Genomic DNA, 21,689 nt, shown 5'->3' with positions numbered 1-21,689 from the left:
ATCGGGTTCTCTGTAGTCCGGGTGCACCCTACATTTACTCTTTGGATTGCGGTAATCCGTAAACATCCTACCTTTAGAGTTGTTTTATGTTCCGTCTTGGCTAATAGGTTGCTTCGGCCAAGTAAACCGAAAAGTAGCTCCCTCACCTTCGGCAGATTCTATGGAAATACTGCCCCCTTGACCTTCGACAATTTTTTTCACCAGCGACAAACCAATCCCAGTATTTTCTACTTTATCGCGAGCTTCCAAGGTCTGAAAAATCACAAAAACTTTATCGTGATATTGAGGATCAATTCCCGGCCCGTCGTCCTCTACAGAAAATTCGTAAAAATCATCTAACTCTTTAACCGAGATTTTTACGTGACCCGATTCAGCTCGGTTGTGCTTAATTGCGTTGCTAATTAAATTAGAAAAAACCTGTTGCAACAGCAATATTTCTGTCACAAAAGTTGGCATTCCCGGTTCAACTTTCACCTCAAATCCAGAGGGTGGCGCCAACGAATCAATAATTTCGGCTAATAAATTCTCAACTTTTACCATTTCTGAAGGCACTTGAATTCGTCCGACGCGGGAATATTGCAGCAGTCCCTCAATCAAACCTTCCATCCTGTGAACTCTGCCACGCAGCAGGTTCATTTGGTGCAGAGTATCCTCTGTCATCGACTCGCTGAGGTCTTCTTCTATCCAACTGCTGAGATTTGCGATCGCCCTGAGTGGCGCTTTCAAATCGTGAGAAACTACATAAGCAAACTGGTCTAATTCTTGATTCCGCTTTCTTAAAACATTCGTCGTTTGAGCCAGATTTTGGGCTGTTAACCTCAATTCTTGAGCGCGCAACCGCAGCGATTCCTGCGCTTGTTTGCGATCCCTAATATCTTCAACCACACTCATCAGAAATTGAGTGCCATTTTGTTCTCGCAGCAGCGAAACCGTCAAGTTTGCCCACACCAACTCTCCGTCTTTGCGGATGTAGCGCTTTTCCAGAGAGAAATTTTCAATTTCTCCTGCTAACAATTGGCGCACAAGTTCCAGTTCACTTGCCAAATCTCCAGGCCAAGTAATATCCTGAAATTTTTTCTCCACCAATTCTTGGCGGCTGTAGCCTAAAATTTCGCAAAGTTTTTGATTGACTAACAGAAATTTACCTTCTACACTCGCTTGAACCATGCCGACTGCCGCCTGCTCAAAAGTAGCGCGAAACCGCTGGGCGCTTTGGGCTAAAGCAATCTCTGAGCGTTTGCGATCGCTAATATCGTTGCTGATTTCCAAAATAGCAACCGGTTGATCTTGATCGTCGTACTGCAAAGTCCATCGGCTTGCCACCGTTATTTTTGTCCCGTCTTTCTTAGTTCGCACCAGTTCTCCTTGCCAAGAACCCTTCTCGAAAAATACTTTTTGAATTACCTCAAAAGGTTGGGTCCATTCTGTTTGTAAAAGCTTGTGAATATTTTTTCCTATTGCTTGCGACTTCCGCCACCCGTAAAGCCACTTCGCCCCCAAATTCCAATAAGAAATTGCCCCATTCAAGTCTAGTACCGCGATCGTATCATTTGCCAAATTCAGCATTTGCGCTTGCTTTCGCAGAGTTTCCTCGGCTTGTTTTCGTCCTCTGGCATCGCGGCAAATCGCAATAAACAAGTGTTGATTTGCCAGACGCATTTCGCTGATAGCTAATTCCATCGGAAACTTAGTTCCGTCGTGGCGAATTCCAACTGTTTCTTGCTGGTAAGTCTTCAGCGTAGTATCTGGATGTAACACAAAATATTCGACCGAATAATCCCCCACGCTGCTGTACGGCTGCGGTTGAGCTATCAGTCGCCGCAGGTTAGAGCCAATTATTCGATCGGCTTTCTCGCCAAAAATCTTTTCTGCTGCCCTATTAAAAGACTCAATATTTCCCTGTGCGTCCAAAGTAATAATACCGTCAGCCGCATTGTCTACCACAGCTTGAATGCGACTTTTACTTTCTTCCAAGCCAGCTTCCCGCTTGCTCAATTCCTTCTCTAAACTATCAAATAAATACCAGGAAGCCCCTGCACCCAAACAGCCGGAAAGTAAACCCGCAACTTGCACAAAATTAATGAAATCTACCAACTCCCCTAATTGCCGATCTAGACTTTTCTGGTAGGCTTCGCCGGCATTAGCAAACACATTAATTTTTGCGCGCAGGTTCTCCCTCCTCAATTTGCCTTGAGTGAACACCTCAATTATTTCCGGCGACTGCATCCTTATTGCCGAACTGTCCAGCTTATTCAAAGTGCTTTGCAAGAAATTTATATGCTGTTCGGTACTTTTTTTAATTTCTTCAAATCGCTGAGCTTGCAGTTTGTTTTCTTGAACCAAAACGTTGAGTTTAGCCAGCAGCGGAGGCAAACTCTTCTTTGCTTCTAAGTAGGGTGATAGAAATTCGCGGCGCTTTGTCAACCCATAACCCCTAACGCTCGTTTCCGCATCCACCACCAGGGTTATCATGCGGTTAGTTTCCTGAAGTAATGCCCTATTAGTATCTGCCCGCTTTCTTATCTGTATGGCACTATCCCGGAGGGCTGCAATTGCTAGCAGCGAAGCAAACAGAAAAATCATGGGAATAGCAATGATGACTGTTCCCCGCTGACGAATTGGTCGGTCTGTCCATACAAAGTGGAGGCAGCGATCGAGCAAATACTTCACGGATATTGAAGGAGAAAGTTTGCTGCCAGTATATCGCTTTTTGGCAGTTTCGGCTATGGATAAGTTCGTTTTCTTATGGCGCCCTCGTGGGGGACTAACCGTGGAAACTAGATTAGACCCCTGCGATAGCTACCTGCTGACACTAACAGCAGATTTTTTGGCACGGTGTTTAAACTGAGGCAGGGAGAAAGAAAGGACTTTTTTCGACACCGAGACAGCAGGTGAAGCAGAAAGGATCGTTTCTGCTTTACCTTCGTTTTCGCCTTCGGCTTCTGCTTTTAAACTAGAGTCTGTTTCGCAAGTGTTTGGAACACTTGTAACTACAGTAGTCCACCTGCCTGTAGCCGGATCGCGATAACAAGTAAAAGGGTTTATTTTTAGCGGTTGACTGCAAGGTTTAATCATGTAGATGCACTCCTTTGATTCTGAGAAATTGTGCATTGCTTTCAGCAGCATTGCTATCTCGCCCGTAGAAGCAGTATGAAGGCAAAAAGCAGAATTGTGTTTCTGCGTCCAGAGACTTTTGAAACTTCCTGATTTCCTGTTAAATTTTGCCTTCTACTGCTTCGCGACCATAGCATTACTTTTACCAAATTGCCTTTCTGGAAGCAACCCCCCACCGCCTTAATTAGGTTGAAGTGGGAATTGTGAATGCAGCGAGGCCCCCGATCGTGCCTGCAGGACAATCTTGGAATAATATAGGTATTCTAGGCTGAAAAAAAATGCTACTGTGTGATCGACAACAGAGGTCGATCGCGATCGGTGTCACAATTAAAAAGGGAATTGGTAATTGGTAATGGGTAATTGGTAATGGGAAAATTAGTAAGGGGGAAATTCTTCCATCTTTTGCTATCCGTTAAATCCGTTAAATCCGGTCCACAATTTCTGGAAAAATACCCACCCGTTAAATCCCTTAAATCCGCTACATTGCTAGTTACCCAACTTGCTTCTAACTAATATCAACTTTTGTCTTTAAATGAACAGTAAAAGTAGAGCCCACCTCCAACTCACTCTCCACAGTGATATCGCCGCCCATCATCTGGCAAAACAAGCGGCTAATGGCCAATCCTAAACCGGTGCCGCCGTACTTGCGAGTAGTCGAAGCGTCCCCTTGAATAAAAGGTTGAAACAAATTCTGTTGCTGTTCAGCCGACATTCCAATCCCCGTATCAGATACCTGCAAATACACCCAATCGCTATCGCCTGCTGGTTCGCGAGTCGCACTCAACAGCACCGTTCCACCTTCGGTAAACTTCAGGGCATTCGAGAGCAAATTGAACAGAATTTGCCGGACTTTAGTCAAATCTGCATACATCACTCCCAAATTTTCAGAGCAAGAAACTTGCAATTGATTGTGATTTTTTTCGACCAAAGGGTGCAAAGTTGCAACAACTTCTTCTATTAAATTACTGAGGTCAAATTTTTCTAAATAAAGCTCCATCCGACCTGCTTCTATCTTAGAAAGGTCTAAAATATCGTTAATTAAAGTCAGCAAGTGTTTGCCGGCGTTATAAATTTTTTGGGTATCGGGAATGATCTCTTCGAGTCCCGATTCCCGTGCTTCTTCTTGTAGCATTTCGCTGTAACCGATAATCGCGTTGAGCGGCGTCCGCAGCTCGTGGCTCATATTGGCTAAAAAAGTGCTTTTAGCTCTCGAAGCTGCTTCAGCTTTGTGTAAGGCTTCTTGCAAGGCTATTTCGGCTCTTTTGCGCTCGGCAATTTCGATGCGGAGCAGTTTATTGGCGGTGGTGAGTTGAGTGGTGCGCTGATCGACGGTCATTTCTAGCTGCGCTTTGGCTTTGGAGAGTGCTTCCTGAGCCCGCTGGCGCTCAAATCCTTCGATCGCCAGTGCTACCAAATTTGCCAAAGAATCAGCGAAGGTGCGCTCCTCCAGAGCCCACTGGCGGGGCGCGCCGATATGTTCGAGAGAGAGGATGCCCACGATCTGGCCACCGAGCCTAATTGCTACATTTAATATGGATGAATTCGGCTTGCTGGCATTTGGCAGCACACCGGAATGTTCGGCTAGGGAAGATGAGTGGGACAAATTTGTTTGTAGAGAGTTTTGAGTCTTTGTCGTAGGTTCTAAAGCATTGTCCGATCGCAAATTTTCGCCCGGTGCGTCGCCTTCAACATCTAAAATTGATAAATTTAAATCGCTTGCCGATATGGACTCCCGGTTCAAATGATTCTCTTGGGTGCGATCGTACACGTCGAGACAAACTAATTTGAGGTTGGGGATTTTAAACTTAGAATGATTAACCCCCTCGTTTTGATCAGGGGTAGTGGCCTCTGTATCGAGTGGCTCTGTTTGGTTGTGGGCGAGCACTCTCTCCGTAAAATTTAGCTGCTGATCGCTGGGGTAGCGATTTCCAAATCTTCCATGGTTGTAAAGCCAGACGCTGACTTTTTCCACATCCAAAGTCCGGGCAGCAGCCTCGGTAATTTCGCGAATTCCCACATTCAGCGCACCGCTGTTGAGAGTCCTCTGCCTACCTAGCTGCAACAAAGCCAAACTCTGGCGGCGGAGACGCTTTTCGCTCTCTTGGAGGGTTTGTTCTGCTTCCTTGCGCTGGGTGAGGTCGTACAAGGCGCACAATGCTGTCGGCTGCCCGTTAAACACCAGCGACTGAACCGAGATCATCGCCCAGAAAGCGGTGCCGTCTGATTTTTTACAGTGGATTTCGTAGTTTTGCAGGTATCCCTCTTTAGCAAGTGCCTCAAGTACCTTTGGGCGATCTGCGGGGTTGAAGTAAAAGTCTGGAGTGCAGCAGCCGATCAATTTTTCTAGGGGTATGTTCAGGAGAGAAGCCAATTGAGCGTTCGCATACATAATTAAGCCGTCACAGAGGCGAGAAACTAATATCGGCACGGGAGTTGCCGAGGCGATCGCCCGAAACTGCTCTTCGCTTGAACGCAGCGCCAACTGAGCTTTGCTCAGCAAGTGAGCTTCCATCGTATCTGAATGTTCGGTGGTAGTCTCCAGCAAAATTTCTAGGTCAACCTTTTCGCGCTTCAAGTTTTCAAGTTCCGCACTCAGCCGCTGAACGTCGAAAAGTAGCTGTTCTGTGGATGGTTCTTCCTGCATAGCAATTGAAAATTGGTAATTTTTAGTCGGTTCTGAAGTTTTTTAGGGTTTTGTGCTAGTTTAACTATGACTTATTGCGATTAACTTCAGCCACCCTCATCCTGGTTCTCGGACTTAGCCGGGGATTCCTGTTTACCTTTTTCGTTATTATTCCAATTCTAAGTGCAAGGAAGGCATCAGCCGCTGCAAGTTCTTCAGGGATTTTATCTGCCAGGGGATCTGTTTAGAGCCTTTGATGGCGATTTGAATATTTTTTTGCTGGCGGACTTTGATCACAAATTTTGAGACAATATTAATTCCAGAACTATTTAAAAATTCTAGCTTTCGCAAGTCTAGAGTAACGGTGTTTGGGCAGGAGTCAGCCACTTCGTTGAGCAGATCGACGATCGGTTCGTATTCTTCCGCCTGGCTGAGTCGGAACGAGCCGCTACAGGTGACTGTTTGCGTAGCGCGATCGTACTGGATCGTGTAATCTTTGGTCTGAATCTCCATACTTTTGTCAGTTGCCGGTTTTGAGTGGTAAAGGGGCTTGCCTGCGTGAGCGAGGATTGAGCTTCAGGCTAGCACGATCAAAATTCAGCCGTTTGCCCAATGCCGAATGCCTTGGCTTGTGTAACTTTTATTACATATAGTGCCAACTGTACCATTGCCACAGGGCAGTTATGAGTTATTTTAGGATTTATCAGTTGTGTGAGTTGTGATACCAGTTGGCAAAAAGAATGCAACTGTTGACTAGCTCCAAACCCTGATAGTCATCAGTCATTGCCAACCTAACATCTCAAATCTCAAATCTCAAATTGTATGAGTTGTGGGTTGACGAGAGCGGCTTTTGCTGATGATCCGAGCTATCAATTGGATTTTATTCTCAACTTGGTATTGACAAAATCCCCAAAACATGAGAGATATTTCACATCTGACACTGGAGTGAAGGGGAGAATATTTAATGGCAATTTCAGGAATTACAGAAAAGCTTTTGGCTGCTAAAAAAGCTCAAGGAATTAGTTTTGCAGATTTGGAAAAAGTTTTGGGGCGCGACGAAGTTTGGATTGCGGCGGTTCTTTATCGTCAAGCTACCGCATCAGCAGATGAAGCCGAAAAAATTATCTCGGCTTTGGGGCTAGATAGCGAGACGGCTGCGGTTCTCTGTGAACCTTCCTTAAAAGGTTCTTTGGAATCCCCGGTTCCAGTTGACCCTCTGATTTATCGTTTCTATGAAATTATGCAGGTTTACGGGATGCCACTCAAAGCAGTGATTCACGAAAAATTTGGTGACGGGATTATGAGCGCCATCGACTTTACTATGGATGTCGAGAAAGAAGCAGACCCAAAAGGCGATCGAGTGAAAATAATTATGTCGGGAAAATTTTTGGAATACAAAAAATGGTAAGCCCGTGCGGCTTTATTTTCAAGTGAAAATGAAAAATTCAAATTTTATCGAATGACTCGTGACTAATGACTAAAGCCTCAAAAGTGTTAACTTAGAAATAGAGATCGCGAAGCTTGACTGGCTTGGGTGTCCGATCGGGAAACCCTTCTAGGGCAAAGCTAAGGTCGCTCCCGCGGCAACTTCCCCAGTCGAAACAAGCAACCGCAACCGTAAATTAAGAGGCAAATATGTCAAAATATGACTCCCATCTCAGATGCTCCTTTTGCGGCAAGTCGCAAGAGTACGTCCGCAAGTTAATAGCTGGGCCCGGCGTCTACATTTGCGATGAATGCGTGGAACTGTGCAATGAAATTTTAGAGGAGGAGTTCTTTGACTCCAGTAAAACAATTGGTCAACAGATTCCCCAATCAGAGGTGCGAGAGTCTCAGGGACAAGGAACCCGGCGCCCGGGTCGATCGAACAAATCGAAAATCGTTCTCGCTCAAATTCCGAAACCAACAGAGATTAAGCAGCATTTAGACAACCACGTCATCGGCCAGCATTCAGCAAAAAAAGTTCTTTCTGTAGCAGTTTACAACCACTACAAGCGCTTGAGCGTTGACCAAGCTAAAGATAGCGAGAAGTCTTCCCCTGACAGCGATGTAGAACTGCAAAAATCCAACATCCTGCTAGTCGGGCCCACAGGTTGTGGCAAAACTTTGTTAGCGCAAAGTTTGGCGCAAATGCTCGAAGTTCCGTTTGCAGTAGCGGATGCGACGACACTGACAGAAGCTGGATATGTCGGCGACGATGTAGAAAATATCTTGCTGCGGCTGTTGCAAATGTCAGATTTTGATGTTGAAGCGGCGCAACGTGGCATTATTTATATTGATGAAATTGACAAGATTGCTCGCAAAAGCGAAAACACTTCGATCACTAGGGATGTATCGGGAGAAGGAGTTCAGCAAGCGCTGCTAAAAATGTTGGAAGGAACAGTGGTTAACGTTCCCCCGCAAGGCGGCCGCAAACATCCTTACCAAGATTTTATTCAAGTTGACACTAGCAAAATTCTATTTATTTGTGGCGGTGCTTTTGTCGGTTTGGAAAAAATAGTTGAACAGCGTTTGGGTAAAAAATCTTTAGGCTTTATTCAGCCAACGGAAAGCGAAAGCAACTCGACTTTGCCGGCGAAAGACAAGCGGGCTGCTGATATTTTGCAGCAGGTACAGCCGGACGATTTAGTCAAGTTTGGTTTAATTCCTGAGTTTGTGGGGCGGATTCCGGTGGTAACGGTGATTTCGCCGCTGGATGAAGCAGCTTTGATGCAGATATTGACCGAGCCCCGGAATGCGCTGGTGAAGCAGTATCAAAAGCTATTGAAGATGGACAGCGTGGAGTTGGAATTCCAGCCGGAAGCGCTACGGGCGATCGCCCAGGAGGCCTATCGACGCAAAACTGGCGCGAGAGCTCTTCGCAGCATTTTAGAGGAGTTAATGCTGGATGTGATGTACGAGTTGCCTTCTCGCAAGGATGTGGCTAACTGTATGATTACTCCTGAAATGGTCGAGAAGCGATCGACTGCTGAATTGCTGTGGCATCCCGCATGGCGGCAGCACGAAACTGCATAATTTGTAATCTGTAGGGTGCTTGTGGCGCACCCTACAAGCTTGGCAAATTTACTTTATGACAGTTAAAAAAATGTCAGTCAATGTAGCTAAAGCCAGTAAAAAATCGAGATTGTTAGTATCCAGTTTGCTGCCGAGGATTGCAATTTACAGCGCGGTTGTGGCTGGCATCATGGCGTCAGTTTACGATTTCCCACTCAATACGATCGTCCCGCCCCCGTCCCCGTCAAGGGGTAAGAATTTTTTTGAAGCCATACAATATATTTCAAGCATCAATAGAGCGCAGCAAGCTTACTATGCAGAATACGGTCAATTTAGCGATTCCATTGGAAAATTGGGTATTGGAATTAAAGAACAGACCAATAACTATAATTACACGATCGTTTCATCAATGGGCCCGGTTCAAACTTTGCACAATCACCGCAAACCAGCACAATTTGAAAGCGCGATCGCGATTGCGAAACCTAATGATATGAACACCGGGAAATCCTACACTGGCGCAGTGTTTGCTTTTAAAGAAAAGGGTGGCATAACAACTATTGCTGCCATTTGCGAGAGCGATCGAATTAATGCAAGTTATGCAGAAACTTGGAATCCGCCAACTTTTGACGGCAAAGAAATTCACTGCCAGCCCGGAACAACTATCTTAAGGTAAGACCTTGAAACTATTTTGCGCCACTCTTTCACCGTCTAAGTAAAATTCAAACTTCCACTTTCCCGGCTTGTCATCCTTTTGAAAATTGTACCAACACCAAGTATTTAATCGATCGCCCGTCGTTTTTAAATAAGATTGACTTTGGGCTGCCAATAGTCCTTGAGGGTTGACAACCTTACAATAACTTCTATATTCTCCTTCTGGCAAGTTAGCAGCACTTACAGCAAAATAGACTTTTTTGTTTTTCTTCAAAGACCAAACATTCCTAAGTTTCGTTGATTCTAATTCGTCAGTTAACATTACTTGAGTCTTAGGGTTTAATTTTTCTGAGTTGATTACTCGTTTGATATCTACTGCTGTTTGAGGTTCGGGAGATTTCCAAAAAAGCGGAATAAAAATAGCAGAAATTGCTGTTAATATTCCGACTGATATCAATACCGGTTTTAAGTTATTAGGCTGCTGAACTACTTCGAGGGGAATCAAAGCATTTAAGGCCACATCTGCGGAAGGATAACGGTGTTTGAAATTAGGTTCCACCATTTTTTGCAACCAGTCAAGAAATTCTGGAGTTAGCTGCGGCAAGCGAGGTTTAAAATTAATCCCCCCCGTATCGTCCATCAAGCTGCCAATTTCAGTAGAATGGATGCCGATTAGCAAGCAAATTAGCGTTGCGCCGAGACTATATAAATCCGATCCAACTGTTAGCTGCCGATTGAACATTTGTTCTGGCGGCATAAAGCCCAAAGTGCCTTTAACAACGCTGCTGGCGGCCACTTCTCCCCCGCCGATTCTAGCAAATCCAAAATCGACAAGGCTGACATTCAGACGATCATCCACCAAGATATTTTCCGGTTTTAAATCTCTGTGAATCACTGGCGGAACGCGGTTTTGCAAGTATTTGAGTATTTCTAAAACAGAGATAGCAATTTGTTTGGTTCGCTGCGGTGTTAGCTGGCGCAAAATAGCGAGAGAATCGGCATTTTTGTATTCCTGAATCATGCAGAAACCCGATGCAGTTTGGAAGGAATCTAAATAGCGGGGAATGTTGGGATGATCGAGTTCTCGCAAAATCTTAATTTCTTGTTCGCACGCTTGATATTGAGCCCAATTAGCGCCTGTTTGGGCAAATTGAAATTGTTTGACAGCGACGGAACGTTGGGTATTAATTTCGGTAGCGAGATAGGTAACTCTCCCGCCGGCGCGATTGTACCCGAGCTCGCAAGTTACTTGATAGCCGTAGTTAGAAAAGTCAGGAAAAGCGTTCATAAATTTGTAAAGTTTGTAGTAAGGACTTCAGTATTTAAAATTATTGAAGAATCCCAACAAAAGTTATTAGTAGGAACTGTTGATTATGGTTTAATCAAATATGGCTTGGATTTGCGGTAGCCAGCCATCATTCTGTTTCTTTTAAGAACAATCAAGTAAAGTAAGGGAATAGCGGTGACGAGGAGAGGGGCAGTCGCACTTGCTGCTAAAACTAAAACTTTTAATGGTTCGATCGAACCCATCTCATTTGCCAACCTTAAGTACCGTTGAAATACAGCTCCTAAACTGATGTAAAATCCAGCGGTTAGAAATGCGATTGCTACAGCATCTTTCTTAAAAAAACCTCTTTTAATCTGTTCGTAACTCCTGGCTTTAGCTAAGGTATAAACTACCTTAAAACAACCCAAATTAGTAACAAAAAGCACAAATATCACTGCTATACTTGTCGGTAAAGAAAAGACAATCAAAAGTCCACAAGCTACAAATGCCAGCATTGTCCAACTCCTACTATTCTCAAAACCACCTGAAGCACCAACTATAGCTGAGATCACAAAACCAACAAGTAAAGCGATTTCTTTACCCGTACTATTACCAAAACCACTACCAACAAGTGATAAAACAGTAGTCGCTGCCAGCAATATTGCTGTAATCCCTAAAGTGCCTCCTAAGATAGATTGAAACCAATTTACAGTTTTATTTCCTGTTGTATATATAGTCTTTTCTTTTTCTGTATAGAGCGTCTTTTCTGCTGCTGCAAAACCCGGAAGTAGGACAGCTATTAACGTGAAAAACATCGGTGGGTCCATCGGGTTGCTTAGCAGCCAACCGACGCAGATAAACACCAACATAAAACTCCCTCTATCTTTAAACAAATATGGCATTTTCTTGGGTTCTATAAGAGGAGCACTTTTAACTTGAATCTCAATTTTTTGGGTATCTGGATCGGAATTAACATGGAGTATCATCTGGCGATGATAAATTTTACTTGCTAGCAATTTGCTCGTATCTACCGTTATTTTGCACCTAACCTCATTGCCCTCAAATTTCTGCGGTTCAAAGGAGATGTAAGGGTGGTCGTAAGGAGTATGTGGCGGATCGTTCGGGTGCGGTGCTACTTCCCATCGACCTGCTAAAATTGTATCCGGAATAGGGTTGCTAACGGTAACGATTTGTGTTACTTTTTCTCCATATTCTGCGGCGATGAATTGAATGCGATCGCGCTCAATTCTCACTTTAGGCAAGCTGCTGACATCCAAAGATTCTAGCGCAGTTAAAGCATCCGCAGCCGATGGATATCTGTCTTGCAATCTCGGCGCTACCATCCTCTCCAACCAATTCATCCAACCCTGCTGCAATGGCGGTACTAAATGCCGGAAATGAATGCCATAATTGGCATCAACTAAATTACCGACATCCGCAGATTTCGTACCACTTAACAAGCAAATTAGTGTTATCCCCAAGCCGTAAAGGTCGGAGGCTTTTGTTAATTTCCTGTTAAACATTTGCTCCGGCGGCATGAATCCCATCGTGCCTTTGACAACGCTGCTAGCCGCGATATTTCTACCTCCTAGACGAGCAAAACCGAAGTCTACTAAATAAACATTGAGCTGGTCATCTATTAACAAGTTTTCGGGCTTAATGTCGCGGTGAATTATCGGCGGTTTTTGAGCTTGCAGGTCAACTAAAATATCTAAAGTTGCGATCGCAATTTGCTTGATATCGGGCACGGAAAAAGTCTGCGCGACAGCAGATTCGGCATTTTTGTATTCCTGCACCATGCAGAAACCACTGTCAGTTTGAAAAGAATCGAGATAGCGGGGAATGCCCGGAAAATCCAGTTTTTGCAGCACTTTAATTTCTTGTTCGTAAGCTTCGTATTCTGTCCAGCTAGCACCTAATTGGGCAAATTGAAATTGCTTAATTACAACGGATTTTTTTGTGTTAATTTTTGTGGCGAGATAGGTGACGCGACCGCCCAAACTGTTGTATCCGAGTTCGCGACTTATTTGATAGCCATGTTTGGAAAAGTCAGGAAAAGCGTTCATAGGTAATTACTATGGTTGGTAGTAAGGACTTTAGTCCTGAAGCCGTTATCTTATAAGGACTAAAGTCCTTACTACGAACGAAACGATCGCTCCTACAAACATAACTTTTTTGAAAAAAGGCGGCAAGTGCGGTATGATGTGATTTCGCGATCGGTTCTAGCGGGGAGCAGCCGTTAGAGGAAACGGGGAAAGTTCGGTGCAAGTCCGGCGCTGTCCCGCAACTGTAATGAAACCCTTGGGGTTTCTCAAGTCAGAATGCCCGCCGATATCTAACTCACTTTTGAACGCATCTGCGAGGTACGGATGATGGATGGAATTAACACGGCTGTACGCACCAAGCACAGTCTATTTGTTTGCACTGCTTGCGCTAGTGTTTGGAAAAACGGCAAGCGCGAAGGCAAAAGCGGTGGTCAACAATTTATGGAAGACTTGTCGCAACTCGCTAAAAATTGGGAGTTTTCTGATAAATTTGAGATTCAAGAGGTTGAGTGCATGAGTGCTTGCAGTCACTCTTGTGCCGTGTCTTTTGCTGCTGTTGGAAAATACACTTATCTGTTTGGCGATTTACCAGCAAATGAGTCGGAAACTGCGGAAGCTGTACTCGAATGCGCGGGTCAATACTATGCTAAACCGGACGGTTTGTTGCCTTGGTCTGAGCGTCCTCAAGCTCTCAAAAAAGGCGTTTTAGCAAAGATTCCACCGCTGGTAAATTAGAACTAGGAATTGCGCCAAATACTTCAACGTAGGGTGTGCATTGCCCATATTACCATTAATTTATGATGTGCAATGCGCGCCCTAGCCGCTAAAGAATGGTGCGCAATGCGCACCCTACAGTACATCTCAACCTGACAAAAAAATTAATGCACAAAATTCCTGTTACTGTCATCACTGGTTTTCTCGGTAGCGGCAAAACTACCTTAATTCGCTACTTATTGCAAAATAATCAAGGTCGCCGCATTGCTGTTCTGGTTAACGAATTTGGCGAAATCGGAATTGACGGAGAACTGCTGCGCGATTGCCAACTTTGCGACGAAGAAGAAACTGTAAGCAGCAATATTGTTGAACTAACAAATGGTTGTCTTTGCTGCACTGTTCAAGAGGAATTCTTGCCGACTATGCAGGAATTGTTGAAGCGTAGAGAGCAAATAGATTGTATCTTAATTGAGACTTCGGGCCTCGCACTTCCTAAACCTTTGATTCAAGCTTTTCGCTGGCCGGAAATTCGGACGGGTGCTACAGTGGACGGTGTTGTTGCTGTTGTCGATTGCGAAGCTATTGCTAGCGGTTCTTTTGTCGGTGATATCGATGCTTTGATGGCACAGCGGCAGGCTGATGATAGTTTAGATCACGAAACTCCGATCGAGGAATTGTTTGAAGACCAGTTAGCCTGTGCCGATATGGTACTTTTAACGAAGGTCGATCGCGTAGATGCGGAAACTCACAAGAAAGTCCAAAGCTGGTTGCAGCAAGAGTTACGTCCGAGTGTGAAAATTGTACCCTGCAAAGGTGGCGAAATTAACCCTGATGTGCTCATGGGATTTAATGCCGCGGTTGAGGATGATTTGGAGTCTCGCCCCAGTCACCACGACACTGAGGAGGAACATGAACATGATGATGATATTAACTCGACTTACTTTATTGCCGATCGCGAATTTGAACCTGAAGCTTTGGTAAAAAAACTGCAATCCTTGATGCAGCAGGAGGAAATCTATCGGATTAAAGGGTTTGTGGCGGTTCCCAAGAAACCGATGAGGATGGTGTTGCAAGGTGTGGGTTCGCGGATAGAATATTTTTACGATCGTCCTTGGCAACCTTCCGAACTCCGGCAAACCAAATTAGTGTTGATCGGTCGAGAGTTAGAGCGCGAGCGAATTGCAGCTATGATTAACAACTAATTGTCATTTGAGAGGGGCGGGTTGATGGATATTTTGAATTGCAGCAAATATTATTGGCAAAACTCGCTCCTCCAAGCTCTCACGAACAATTAATTAACATTATTTAATATTGTGACCACTGCCAGCAAGTCTGGTGTAAAATAGCGATAATGGTTATCATTGTACAAAAATAGAGGTCAAGTATGGTGACTGCTGGGGCGATCGAATCAGTTCCTGTTACTGTTCTCACAGGCTATCTGGGTGCAGGCAAAACTACGCTACTGAACCGCATTTTAACACAGGAACATGGCAAAAAAGTTGCAGTCATCGTCAACGAATTTGGCGAAGTAGGCATCGACAACCAACTGATAATTGATGCCGACGAAGAAATTTTTGAGATGAACAACGGCTGCATTTGCTGTACAGTCCGAGGTGATTTAATTCGGATTATCGGTAACTTAATGAAGCGGCGCGACAAATTCGACCACATAGTTATCGAAACCACAGGTTTAGCCGACCCCGCGCCCGTAATTCAAACATTTTTTGTAGACGAAGATATGCGGGACACATTACTGCTAGATGCAGTTGTCACGGTAGTCGATGCCAAGCACATCTGGCAGCACTGGGATGCAGACGAAGCTCAAGAACAAATTGCCTTCGCAGATGTAGTTTTACTAAACAAAACAGATTTAGTAACTGAGGAAGAATTGGCAGAATTAGAAAAGCGAATTCGTGCAATGAATGCAATGGCAAAAATTCACCGCACCCGCAACGCTGAATTAGCAATGGATGCTTTGTTGGGCGTTAAAGCATTTGATTTGAACCGGGCATTAGAAATCGAACCAGACTTTTTGGGCGAACACACTCACGAACACGACGAAACAGTAACTTCCGTAGCAATAGTCGAATCCGGTGCTATTGATGGCAACAAATTTAGCGATTGGATCGGGGAATTGTTGCGAACTCAAGGCACGAATATTTTTCGCACAAAAGGCATTTTGAATATGGCCGGAGAAAACAAGCGATTTGTTTTTCAAGGAGTACATATGCTATTTGATGGCAGACCAGATCGACCTTGGAACGCTACAGAAACTCCGAAAAATGAACTCGTATTCATTGGTCGCAACTTAAACGAAAATCAATTGCGAGAGGATTTTCGGAAATGTCTGGTTTAACTGACGTATGGAAGCATTTTTAATCAGCCTTGTAGGAACAGGCATCTTGCCTGTTCCACAGGAATAAAATTCATTTATTGTGGAATGGAACAGGCATCTTGCCTGTTCCACAGGAATAAAATTCATCTCTTGTGGAACGGGCATCTTCCCCATTCTTAAGAAGAGTGCAACATCTCAGATTCAATAAATATGGGTAACAAAAAGACAAATAAAAGTGAACTAACCCTGCAATTTCACGCTAAAGAAATGCTGTCTGACTACGTAACTGCTGTTACTTGGTCGCCTGACGGCGAAACTTTAGCCGTCTGTTCCGCTGCGGGCGAAGTGATGCTGGCGAAAGTAGGGGCAGTTAATGAATTGTCCTTGCAAAGGCTACAAACTGCCACGGGTAAATCAGCCGATTGCTTGTCTTTTTCCCGCGACAGTCAATTCCTAGCTGCTGGCGGACAAGATGGAAAAGTGCGAATTTGGCGCGTTAATTCTGGGGAATTAATTGCTGATTTGGACAACCAGCGTGTCTGGGTTGATAAGTTAGCTTGGAGTCCCAACTGCAACCAGTTAGCTTTCAGTATGGGCCGCTACGTTCAAGTCTGGAATGTTGAGGATAATGTTGTTGAAGTAACGCTGAATTTCGAGTCATCATCTATCCTCGATTTAGCATGGCATCCGATGGTTCAATATCTGGCAGTTAGCGGCTATCAAGGCGTCAAAGTTTGGCATGGCGAAGACTGGGACGAAGACCCGGAAATTTTATCAGTACCCTCTGCAACCGGTGCAATTGCTTGGTCGCCACAAGGAGAATATTTAGCTTGTGGCAATATGGACAATACTCTAATTGTTAATGAATGGGGCAATTTTGAACCGTGGGTAATGCAGGGTTTTCCGGGGAAAGTTCGGGACTTAGCTTGGTCGGATAAAACTAATTCTTTGGGTACACCTTTGTTAGCTGCTTCGAGTTCTCAAGGCATTTCTGTCTGGGAAAGAGACGCTGATGAAAGTGTCGGTTGGGATTCTTGGGCGTTAGAGGTGCATGAAAATGTGGTAAATGCGATCGCCTTTCAACCTAGCACATTTTTATTAGCTTCCGCAGCGGCAGACGGTCAAGTTTGTTTGTGGTACGAAGCAGAACAATTGCTGCAAATTCTAGAAGGTGCAGAGGGCGGTTTTTCCTGTCTCGCATGGCATCCCGAAGGCCAGTTTCTCGCCGCTGGCGGATGCGGTGGCGAATTGCTGGTTTGGTCAAAGTCTATGCGCGGCAAAGGCTTCGGGCGGCGCTAAGTTGGCATAACGGGCGCACCAGTTTGACCAAAACATAAAAATTGAAAACTTGGTCTTGACAAAATGCTAGATTACAATACCATTTTAGTGGCTGAACTATCCTCCAAGGCGATCGACAATTATGACCCAACAGCAATTTCTCGAACAACTCAACACTATTCTCGACCAAAACCACTTGCTGAAACACCCGTTCTACCAAATGTGGAACGAAGGTAAACTCGACCTCGCAATGCTGCAAGAGTACGCCAAAGAATATTATCTGCAAGTCCACAACTTCCCCACCTACGTCAGCGCTACGCACGCCGCCTGTGACGACATCAAAATTCGTCAAATGCTCCTCGAAAACCTGATAGAAGAAGAGAGAGGCGCTGCTAATCACCCTGAACTGTGGCTGCGCTTTGCCGAAGGTTTGGGTTTAGACAGAAATGCAGTTATCGATCACGAACACTTAGAAAAAACCAGCGAATCCGTTCGCATTCTCAAAGACTTAGCGCGCAGCGAATCGCCCGTCACAGGTTTAGCAGCCCTTTACGCTTACGAAGCGCAAATCCCCGAAGTTTCTACAACCAAAATCGCTGGTTTGAAGGAATTTTACGGCATCGATTCCGAATCTGCTTTGTCTTTCTTTAAAGTCCACGAAAAAGCCGACGAGTTCCACTCGGAAGCTACCCGCGAAGCGCTGTTAGAACTTTGCCAAACTGAAGAAGCAAAACAGGAAGCGCTGTTAGCCACCGAGAAAGCAACTTTTGCTATCAACTTACTGCTTGATGGCGTTTACGAAGCTTATTGTCAAGCTAAGTAAGCTGTACTGGACGCAGAATCTCTATATGTAGCCCTTGTAGGGAAACAGCAATGCCCATAGGTGTCAACTTAAACCGAAAGTCCGCCAGTCAGCCCGTCAGTCCGCCAGGGAATGAATTCCCTGTCTAATAGCTAAAGTCCTCGCTATGAGGACTAATGAGTTGAAAATTCTTTTCTTCAGTCCTCTTAAGAGGACTTTAGCTTTGAGGCAGGGGTTTCAACCCTTGCTGGACTATGGGTTATATCTTAAGTTGACACCAATGGGCATTACCGTGTTCCTACGGGAAAATTTTTCGTAAGTAAGCGTAAAAAACCCACAACAAATAGAGTGTGTGCATCCAAGAGAGTTATCCTCTCTTTCTTGTCAAAATTCCTTGACTGGGACTGAACAATAAAGCCCCTAAAAATAACCCAAAAATAACTAATACAATTGCCGCCCCAGACGGCATATTAAAATAATAGCTGAGATACATACCACTCACGCTAGCTGTAATCCCAAGAATTGCTCCTAATCCCATCATTAAATGTAGCTCTTTTACCAACAAATACGCCGTTATTCCCGGCCCGATTAATAACGAAATTACTAACAGCGCTCCCACAGTTTGCAAACTCGCAACAATCGTCAGCGTAATCGCCGAAATCATCCCGAAATAAATCCAGTTTACAGGCAAACCGCACGCTTGCGCCCCCAGGGGGTCAAAAGTATAAAATAGCAGTTCTTTATAAAACATTTTAACCGTCGCCAAAATAATCAAAGTAATGACAAAAGTCTGCTGCACGTCCGCAGGCGCAACTGACAAGATATTCCCGAACAGAAACCCGTCTAAGTCTAATTTTGTTGTCCGCAATAAGCTAATCAAGGTGACGCTAATGGCTAAAAATGTAGATAAAATTAATGCCATGACTGCATCAATTTTTAGGCGCGATTGCGATTGAATCCACGCCATAATCACGGCGCTGATAATTCCCGATATAAAGGCGCCGATCGAAATATTGAAACCTAAAGAAAAAGCTACGGGCAATCCTGCTAATACTGAATGGGCAATCATGTCAACCATCATTCCCATTTGCTGTACAATTAAGTAGGAGCCGACAACGGCGCAGAGAATTCCTAGCAAAACGCCGACGGCGATCGCATTTCGCATGAACTCGAATTTTAGCGGCTCAATTAGTAGGTTTAACATTGAATTACGTCAATAATAGGATTTTTTCAACCACCTTCAATTGCACAGGCGGGACGCCCGTGCCACTATCAATTGCACAGGCGGGACGCCCGTGCCACTATCAATTTTAAAGATAAATCTTTTTTGGCTTACGCGGAAACTAAACTTAAATCGTATCCATAGGCTTTTTGAATATTGGCTGCGGTGAGCACTTCCCGGCAGGTACCACTTGCAATTAACTGCTTATTTAGCAATAATAAATTGTCGTACTGTTTTAAAGTTTCGCCTAAATCGTGGCTGATTACTAGCAATGTTTTATTTTCGGCTTTGAGCTCTGCAAAAATATTGAAAATAATTTCTTCAGTTGCTTTGTCGATCGCGTTAAAAGGTTCGTCGAAAAAAAATAAATCGGCTTGTTGGGCGATCGACCTTGCTAAGAAAATCCGCTGCTGCTGTCCGCCAGACAGTTCGCCAATTTGCCGATCGCGCAAATCCCACATTCCTACCCGCAGCAAAGCAGCTTTGACCAATTCTTGGGACTGCTTCGAGGGAGTGCGAAACCAACCAGTCTGAACGGTTCGCGCCATCATCACCGCATTCCACACCGTAATCGGATAATCCCAGTCAATTTGCGATCGCTGCGGCACATAAGCCACCCGCGACAACTGTTCCTTCAGCAGCCGCCCCTGATATTTGACCAAACCGCGACAGGTGGGTATCAATCCCAGCATCGCTTTCACCATCGTGCTTTTCCCCGCGCCGTTGGGGCCGAACACGCCAGTTAATTGTCCGGGATCTAACTGGAAATTCACGCTGTTGAGGGCCGCAATTCCGCGATAATTGACAGCCAAGTCTTGCACTTCTAGCATAATTAGAGATTTTGAGAACGATTCTTGTTCGTAGCTACTACAATAGGATAACTCGAAAAAGCAATAATGATTATCGTTCCAAAGGTGAAAATGTTAAAGAACTTGGCTGGAAAAACCCGCAGATTGTGGGGTACGGCTGTTTTGGCAATTGGTTGCGGAGTGGTTGCGTGCAGTGGAGCACAGAACGCAAGTAATGGAGTGCCAGAGAGTCCCGCCGCAACTCAAACTCCAGCCAGTCAGGCCGCCAACTTGCCCAAAGTCGTGGCCACGACTGGCGTTATCTGCAACCTAACTAAAGAAATCGCTCAAAGTTCGATCGACACCACCTGTCTAATCAAGCCGGGAGACGACCCCCACGCCTATCAAACCAAGCCGGAAGACCGCAAAGCGATTGAAACAGCAAATCTGATTTTATACGGCGGCTACAACCACGAACCCAGTATCATTAAGTTAATTCAATCCAGCAGTAATTCCGCGCCCAAAATCGCCGTCCACGAACTCGCCGTTCCCAAACCGCTGATGGGCAAAGACGAGCACGAACACGGCGAAGAGAAAGGGGAAAACCAATCTCATGCAGAAGGCGAAAAAGTCCCTGACCCTCACGTTTGGCATAACCCTCAAAATGGCATCCGTATGGTAGAAACAATTCGCGATGAATTGATCAAAGTTTCCCCCAACAATGCTCAAATTTATACAAAAAATGCAGCCAGCTTAACAGATGAGTTGCAAAAAATAGATACTTGGATTAAAGCTCAAATTGCGACTATTCCAGCCCAAAAACGCAAGTTAGTAACAACTCACGATGCTCTGAGTTACTATGCCGATGCTTACGGTTTGGAGATGGCTGGAGCTTTGCAGGGTGTGACGACAGAGGAACAGCCCACCGCCGCAAGAATTGCCGAATTGTCCTCAGAAATTAAGACCACAGGAGTGCCGACAATTTTTGCAGAAACTACAACTAATCCGAAGTTGATGGAGACTGTGGCGAGGGAGGCAAATGTCAAAATTTGGGACAAAGAACTTTACAGCGACGAGTTGGGCGGCCCGGGCACCGGTGCTGATACATATCAGGGAATGCTGAAAACTAATACTTGCGCGATTATTTCTGGCCTCGGCGGTAATTGTACTTCCTTTGCCGGAGAAACTGCACCAACTCCCAAACCATAGAATTTTCTAAAGTTCGCCTAGTACCAAGCACCTTACATTTTCTGGTACGCAGCAAAATGCAGCGCTCGCAATCGCAGGGGTTTTCGATTGCCAACGCTGCGTTGGCTGAGATGACTTTAAGGTGAATTTTGCTCCTCGGTACTGGGGGGTTTTTGACCAATTCCCAATTGCTTCTTAGAGGATTTTAAGTCTTTCCAAAGCATCTTAATATCTTTATAAGCTTTCTCAGCGCTAATTTTCCCCCCTGTTTCCAGCGAGCAAATATAAGTTATTTTTTGAGCAAACTCCTGCAAGTTGGCATTAAACGCCAAGTTTTCTGGCGTGAAATCACCGTAGTAGCGATTGCGAGGATGTAAAAAATCTTCCCGCTCTTTCATTGCCCCCTCCTAATTAAACTTTTGGTATTCAACTTTTGGTTCGGTCTCTGCTGTTAATAGCACTATTTGTACTCTGTATCGCGGCGCCAACTTGCTTCTATTGTATTGCGTAAGTAGCAATTGTGCTTTTTCGCTCTGTATTTAGTCTATTAATGCAGTCTTAACCTTAAGTTAGCTTTATTTTAACTTTTCTTTAACCTAAAAGCACAAAAAATGGGAAATGCGCGCTTCGCATCTCCCTTAAGATATATTTGGCAGTTGGTGATTAAC

General features: G+C 44.7%; 18 protein-coding genes and 1 riboswitch. Of the genes, 9 read left to right on the top strand and 9 right to left on the bottom strand.

Going from position 1 to position 21,689, the window contains the following annotated elements; translation table 11 throughout:
• Nucleotides 1-84: 84 nt before the first annotated feature.
• The 4 genes from QUA90_RS14230 to QUA90_RS14215 form a co-directional block, all read right to left on the bottom strand.
• On the bottom strand, nucleotides 85-2,670 hold the full coding sequence (locus tag QUA90_RS14230) for a PAS domain S-box protein (RefSeq protein ID WP_333446116.1): 2,586 nt from the start codon (nucleotides 2,668-2,670) through the stop codon (nucleotides 85-87).
• 129 nt (nucleotides 2,671-2,799) lie between these two features.
• On the bottom strand, nucleotides 2,800-3,126 hold the full coding sequence (locus QUA90_RS14225; RefSeq protein ID WP_333295897.1) for a hypothetical protein: 327 nt from the start codon (nucleotides 3,124-3,126) through the stop codon (nucleotides 2,800-2,802).
• A 493-nt stretch (nucleotides 3,127-3,619) separates the two neighbouring features.
• The gene (locus QUA90_RS14220) at nucleotides 3,620-5,758 is read right to left on the bottom strand and encodes an ATP-binding protein (protein WP_333325006.1); all 2,139 of its coding nucleotides are present in this window, start codon (nucleotides 5,756-5,758) and stop codon (nucleotides 3,620-3,622) included.
• A 147-nt stretch (nucleotides 5,759-5,905) separates the two neighbouring features.
• The gene (locus tag QUA90_RS14215; RefSeq protein ID WP_333081406.1) at nucleotides 5,906-6,250 is read right to left on the bottom strand and encodes a slr1659 superfamily regulator; all 345 of its coding nucleotides are present in this window, start codon (nucleotides 6,248-6,250) and stop codon (nucleotides 5,906-5,908) included.
• Nucleotides 6,251-6,701: 451 nt separating this feature from the next.
• Between QUA90_RS14215 and cynS the strand changes: the two genes are divergently transcribed.
• The 3 genes from cynS (at nucleotide 6,702) to QUA90_RS14200 (ending at nucleotide 9,404) form a co-directional block, all read left to right on the top strand.
• Entirely contained in the window at nucleotides 6,702-7,145 is a 444-nt protein-coding gene (gene cynS, locus QUA90_RS14210; RefSeq protein ID WP_333081407.1) for a cyanase, read from the top strand.
• A gap of 227 nt (nucleotides 7,146-7,372) precedes the next feature.
• On the top strand, nucleotides 7,373-8,752 hold the full coding sequence (gene clpX / locus QUA90_RS14205) for an ATP-dependent protease ATP-binding subunit ClpX (RefSeq protein WP_333446115.1): 1,380 nt from the start codon (nucleotides 7,373-7,375) through the stop codon (nucleotides 8,750-8,752).
• A 55-nt stretch (nucleotides 8,753-8,807) separates the two neighbouring features.
• Nucleotides 8,808-9,404, top strand: coding sequence for a type IV pilin-like G/H family protein (locus QUA90_RS14200; protein ID WP_333325009.1), 597 nt, complete (start codon nucleotides 8,808-8,810; stop codon nucleotides 9,402-9,404).
• Here the strand turns inward: QUA90_RS14200 and QUA90_RS14195 are convergent.
• Nucleotides 9,396-10,670, bottom strand: coding sequence for a serine/threonine-protein kinase (locus QUA90_RS14195; RefSeq protein ID WP_333325011.1), 1,275 nt, complete (start codon nucleotides 10,668-10,670; stop codon nucleotides 9,396-9,398). The genes QUA90_RS14200 and QUA90_RS14195 overlap by 9 nt on opposite strands.
• A gap of 83 nt (nucleotides 10,671-10,753) precedes the next feature.
• Nucleotides 10,754-12,715: a serine/threonine-protein kinase gene (locus tag QUA90_RS14190; protein ID WP_333325013.1), complete on the bottom strand. Its 1,962-nt coding sequence runs from the start codon at nucleotides 12,713-12,715 to the stop codon at nucleotides 10,754-10,756.
• A 134-nt stretch (nucleotides 12,716-12,849) separates the two neighbouring features.
• Nucleotides 12,850-12,996, top strand: a riboswitch (cobalamin riboswitch).
• A gap of 22 nt (nucleotides 12,997-13,018) precedes the next feature.
• On the opposite strand from QUA90_RS14190, the gene QUA90_RS14185 reads away from it, so the two are divergent.
• From QUA90_RS14185 to QUA90_RS14165, 5 genes are all read left to right on the top strand, one after another.
• On the top strand, nucleotides 13,019-13,429 hold the full coding sequence (locus tag QUA90_RS14185; RefSeq protein ID WP_333446113.1) for a DUF1636 domain-containing protein: 411 nt from the start codon (nucleotides 13,019-13,021) through the stop codon (nucleotides 13,427-13,429).
• A 146-nt stretch (nucleotides 13,430-13,575) separates the two neighbouring features.
• On the top strand, nucleotides 13,576-14,610 hold the full coding sequence (gene cobW, locus QUA90_RS14180; protein WP_333446155.1) for a cobalamin biosynthesis protein CobW: 1,035 nt from the start codon (nucleotides 13,576-13,578) through the stop codon (nucleotides 14,608-14,610).
• Between the two features lie 182 nt (nucleotides 14,611-14,792).
• Nucleotides 14,793-15,764, top strand: coding sequence for a GTP-binding protein (locus tag QUA90_RS14175; RefSeq protein ID WP_333446111.1), 972 nt, complete (start codon nucleotides 14,793-14,795; stop codon nucleotides 15,762-15,764).
• Between the two features lie 189 nt (nucleotides 15,765-15,953).
• Nucleotides 15,954-17,042: a WD40 repeat domain-containing protein gene (locus tag QUA90_RS14170; protein ID WP_333446109.1), complete on the top strand. Its 1,089-nt coding sequence runs from the start codon at nucleotides 15,954-15,956 to the stop codon at nucleotides 17,040-17,042.
• Between the two features lie 121 nt (nucleotides 17,043-17,163).
• Nucleotides 17,164-17,844: a CADD family putative folate metabolism protein gene (locus QUA90_RS14165; RefSeq protein ID WP_333325020.1), complete on the top strand. Its 681-nt coding sequence runs from the start codon at nucleotides 17,164-17,166 to the stop codon at nucleotides 17,842-17,844.
• A 346-nt stretch (nucleotides 17,845-18,190) separates the two neighbouring features.
• Here the strand turns inward: QUA90_RS14165 and QUA90_RS14160 are convergent, their stop codons facing one another.
• Both QUA90_RS14160 and QUA90_RS14155 read right to left on the bottom strand, forming a co-directional pair.
• Nucleotides 18,191-19,027 (bottom strand): metal ABC transporter permease, encoded by an 837-nt coding sequence (locus tag QUA90_RS14160; RefSeq protein ID WP_333446107.1) that lies wholly within the window; start codon nucleotides 19,025-19,027, stop codon nucleotides 18,191-18,193.
• Nucleotides 19,028-19,155: 128 nt separating this feature from the next.
• Nucleotides 19,156-19,875, bottom strand: a complete 720-nt coding sequence (locus QUA90_RS14155; RefSeq protein ID WP_333325024.1) for a metal ABC transporter ATP-binding protein — start codon at nucleotides 19,873-19,875, stop codon at nucleotides 19,156-19,158.
• Nucleotides 19,876-19,941: 66 nt separating this feature from the next.
• On the opposite strand from QUA90_RS14155, the gene QUA90_RS14150 reads away from it, so the two are divergent.
• Complete coding sequence (locus QUA90_RS14150; protein ID WP_333387537.1) at nucleotides 19,942-21,042, top strand: metal ABC transporter solute-binding protein, Zn/Mn family; 1,101 nt, start codon at nucleotides 19,942-19,944, stop codon at nucleotides 21,040-21,042.
• 116 nt (nucleotides 21,043-21,158) lie between these two features.
• Here QUA90_RS14150 and QUA90_RS14145 read toward each other — a convergent pair whose 3' ends face one another.
• Nucleotides 21,159-21,419 carry a DUF7219 family protein gene (locus QUA90_RS14145; protein ID WP_006631574.1) on the bottom strand — a complete coding sequence of 87 codons (261 nt, stop codon included), beginning with the start codon at nucleotides 21,417-21,419 and terminating at the stop codon, nucleotides 21,159-21,161.
• Nucleotides 21,420-21,689: the final 270 nt, after the last annotated feature.

Origin of the sequence: Microcoleus sp. D3_18_C4 (assembly GCF_036702355.1) — a bacterium.
GTDB lineage: Bacteria > Cyanobacteriota > Cyanobacteriia > Cyanobacteriales > Microcoleaceae > Microcoleus.
Note: the sequence above shows the minus strand (reverse complement) of the source record. Positions and strands in the feature narration are given on the sequence as shown.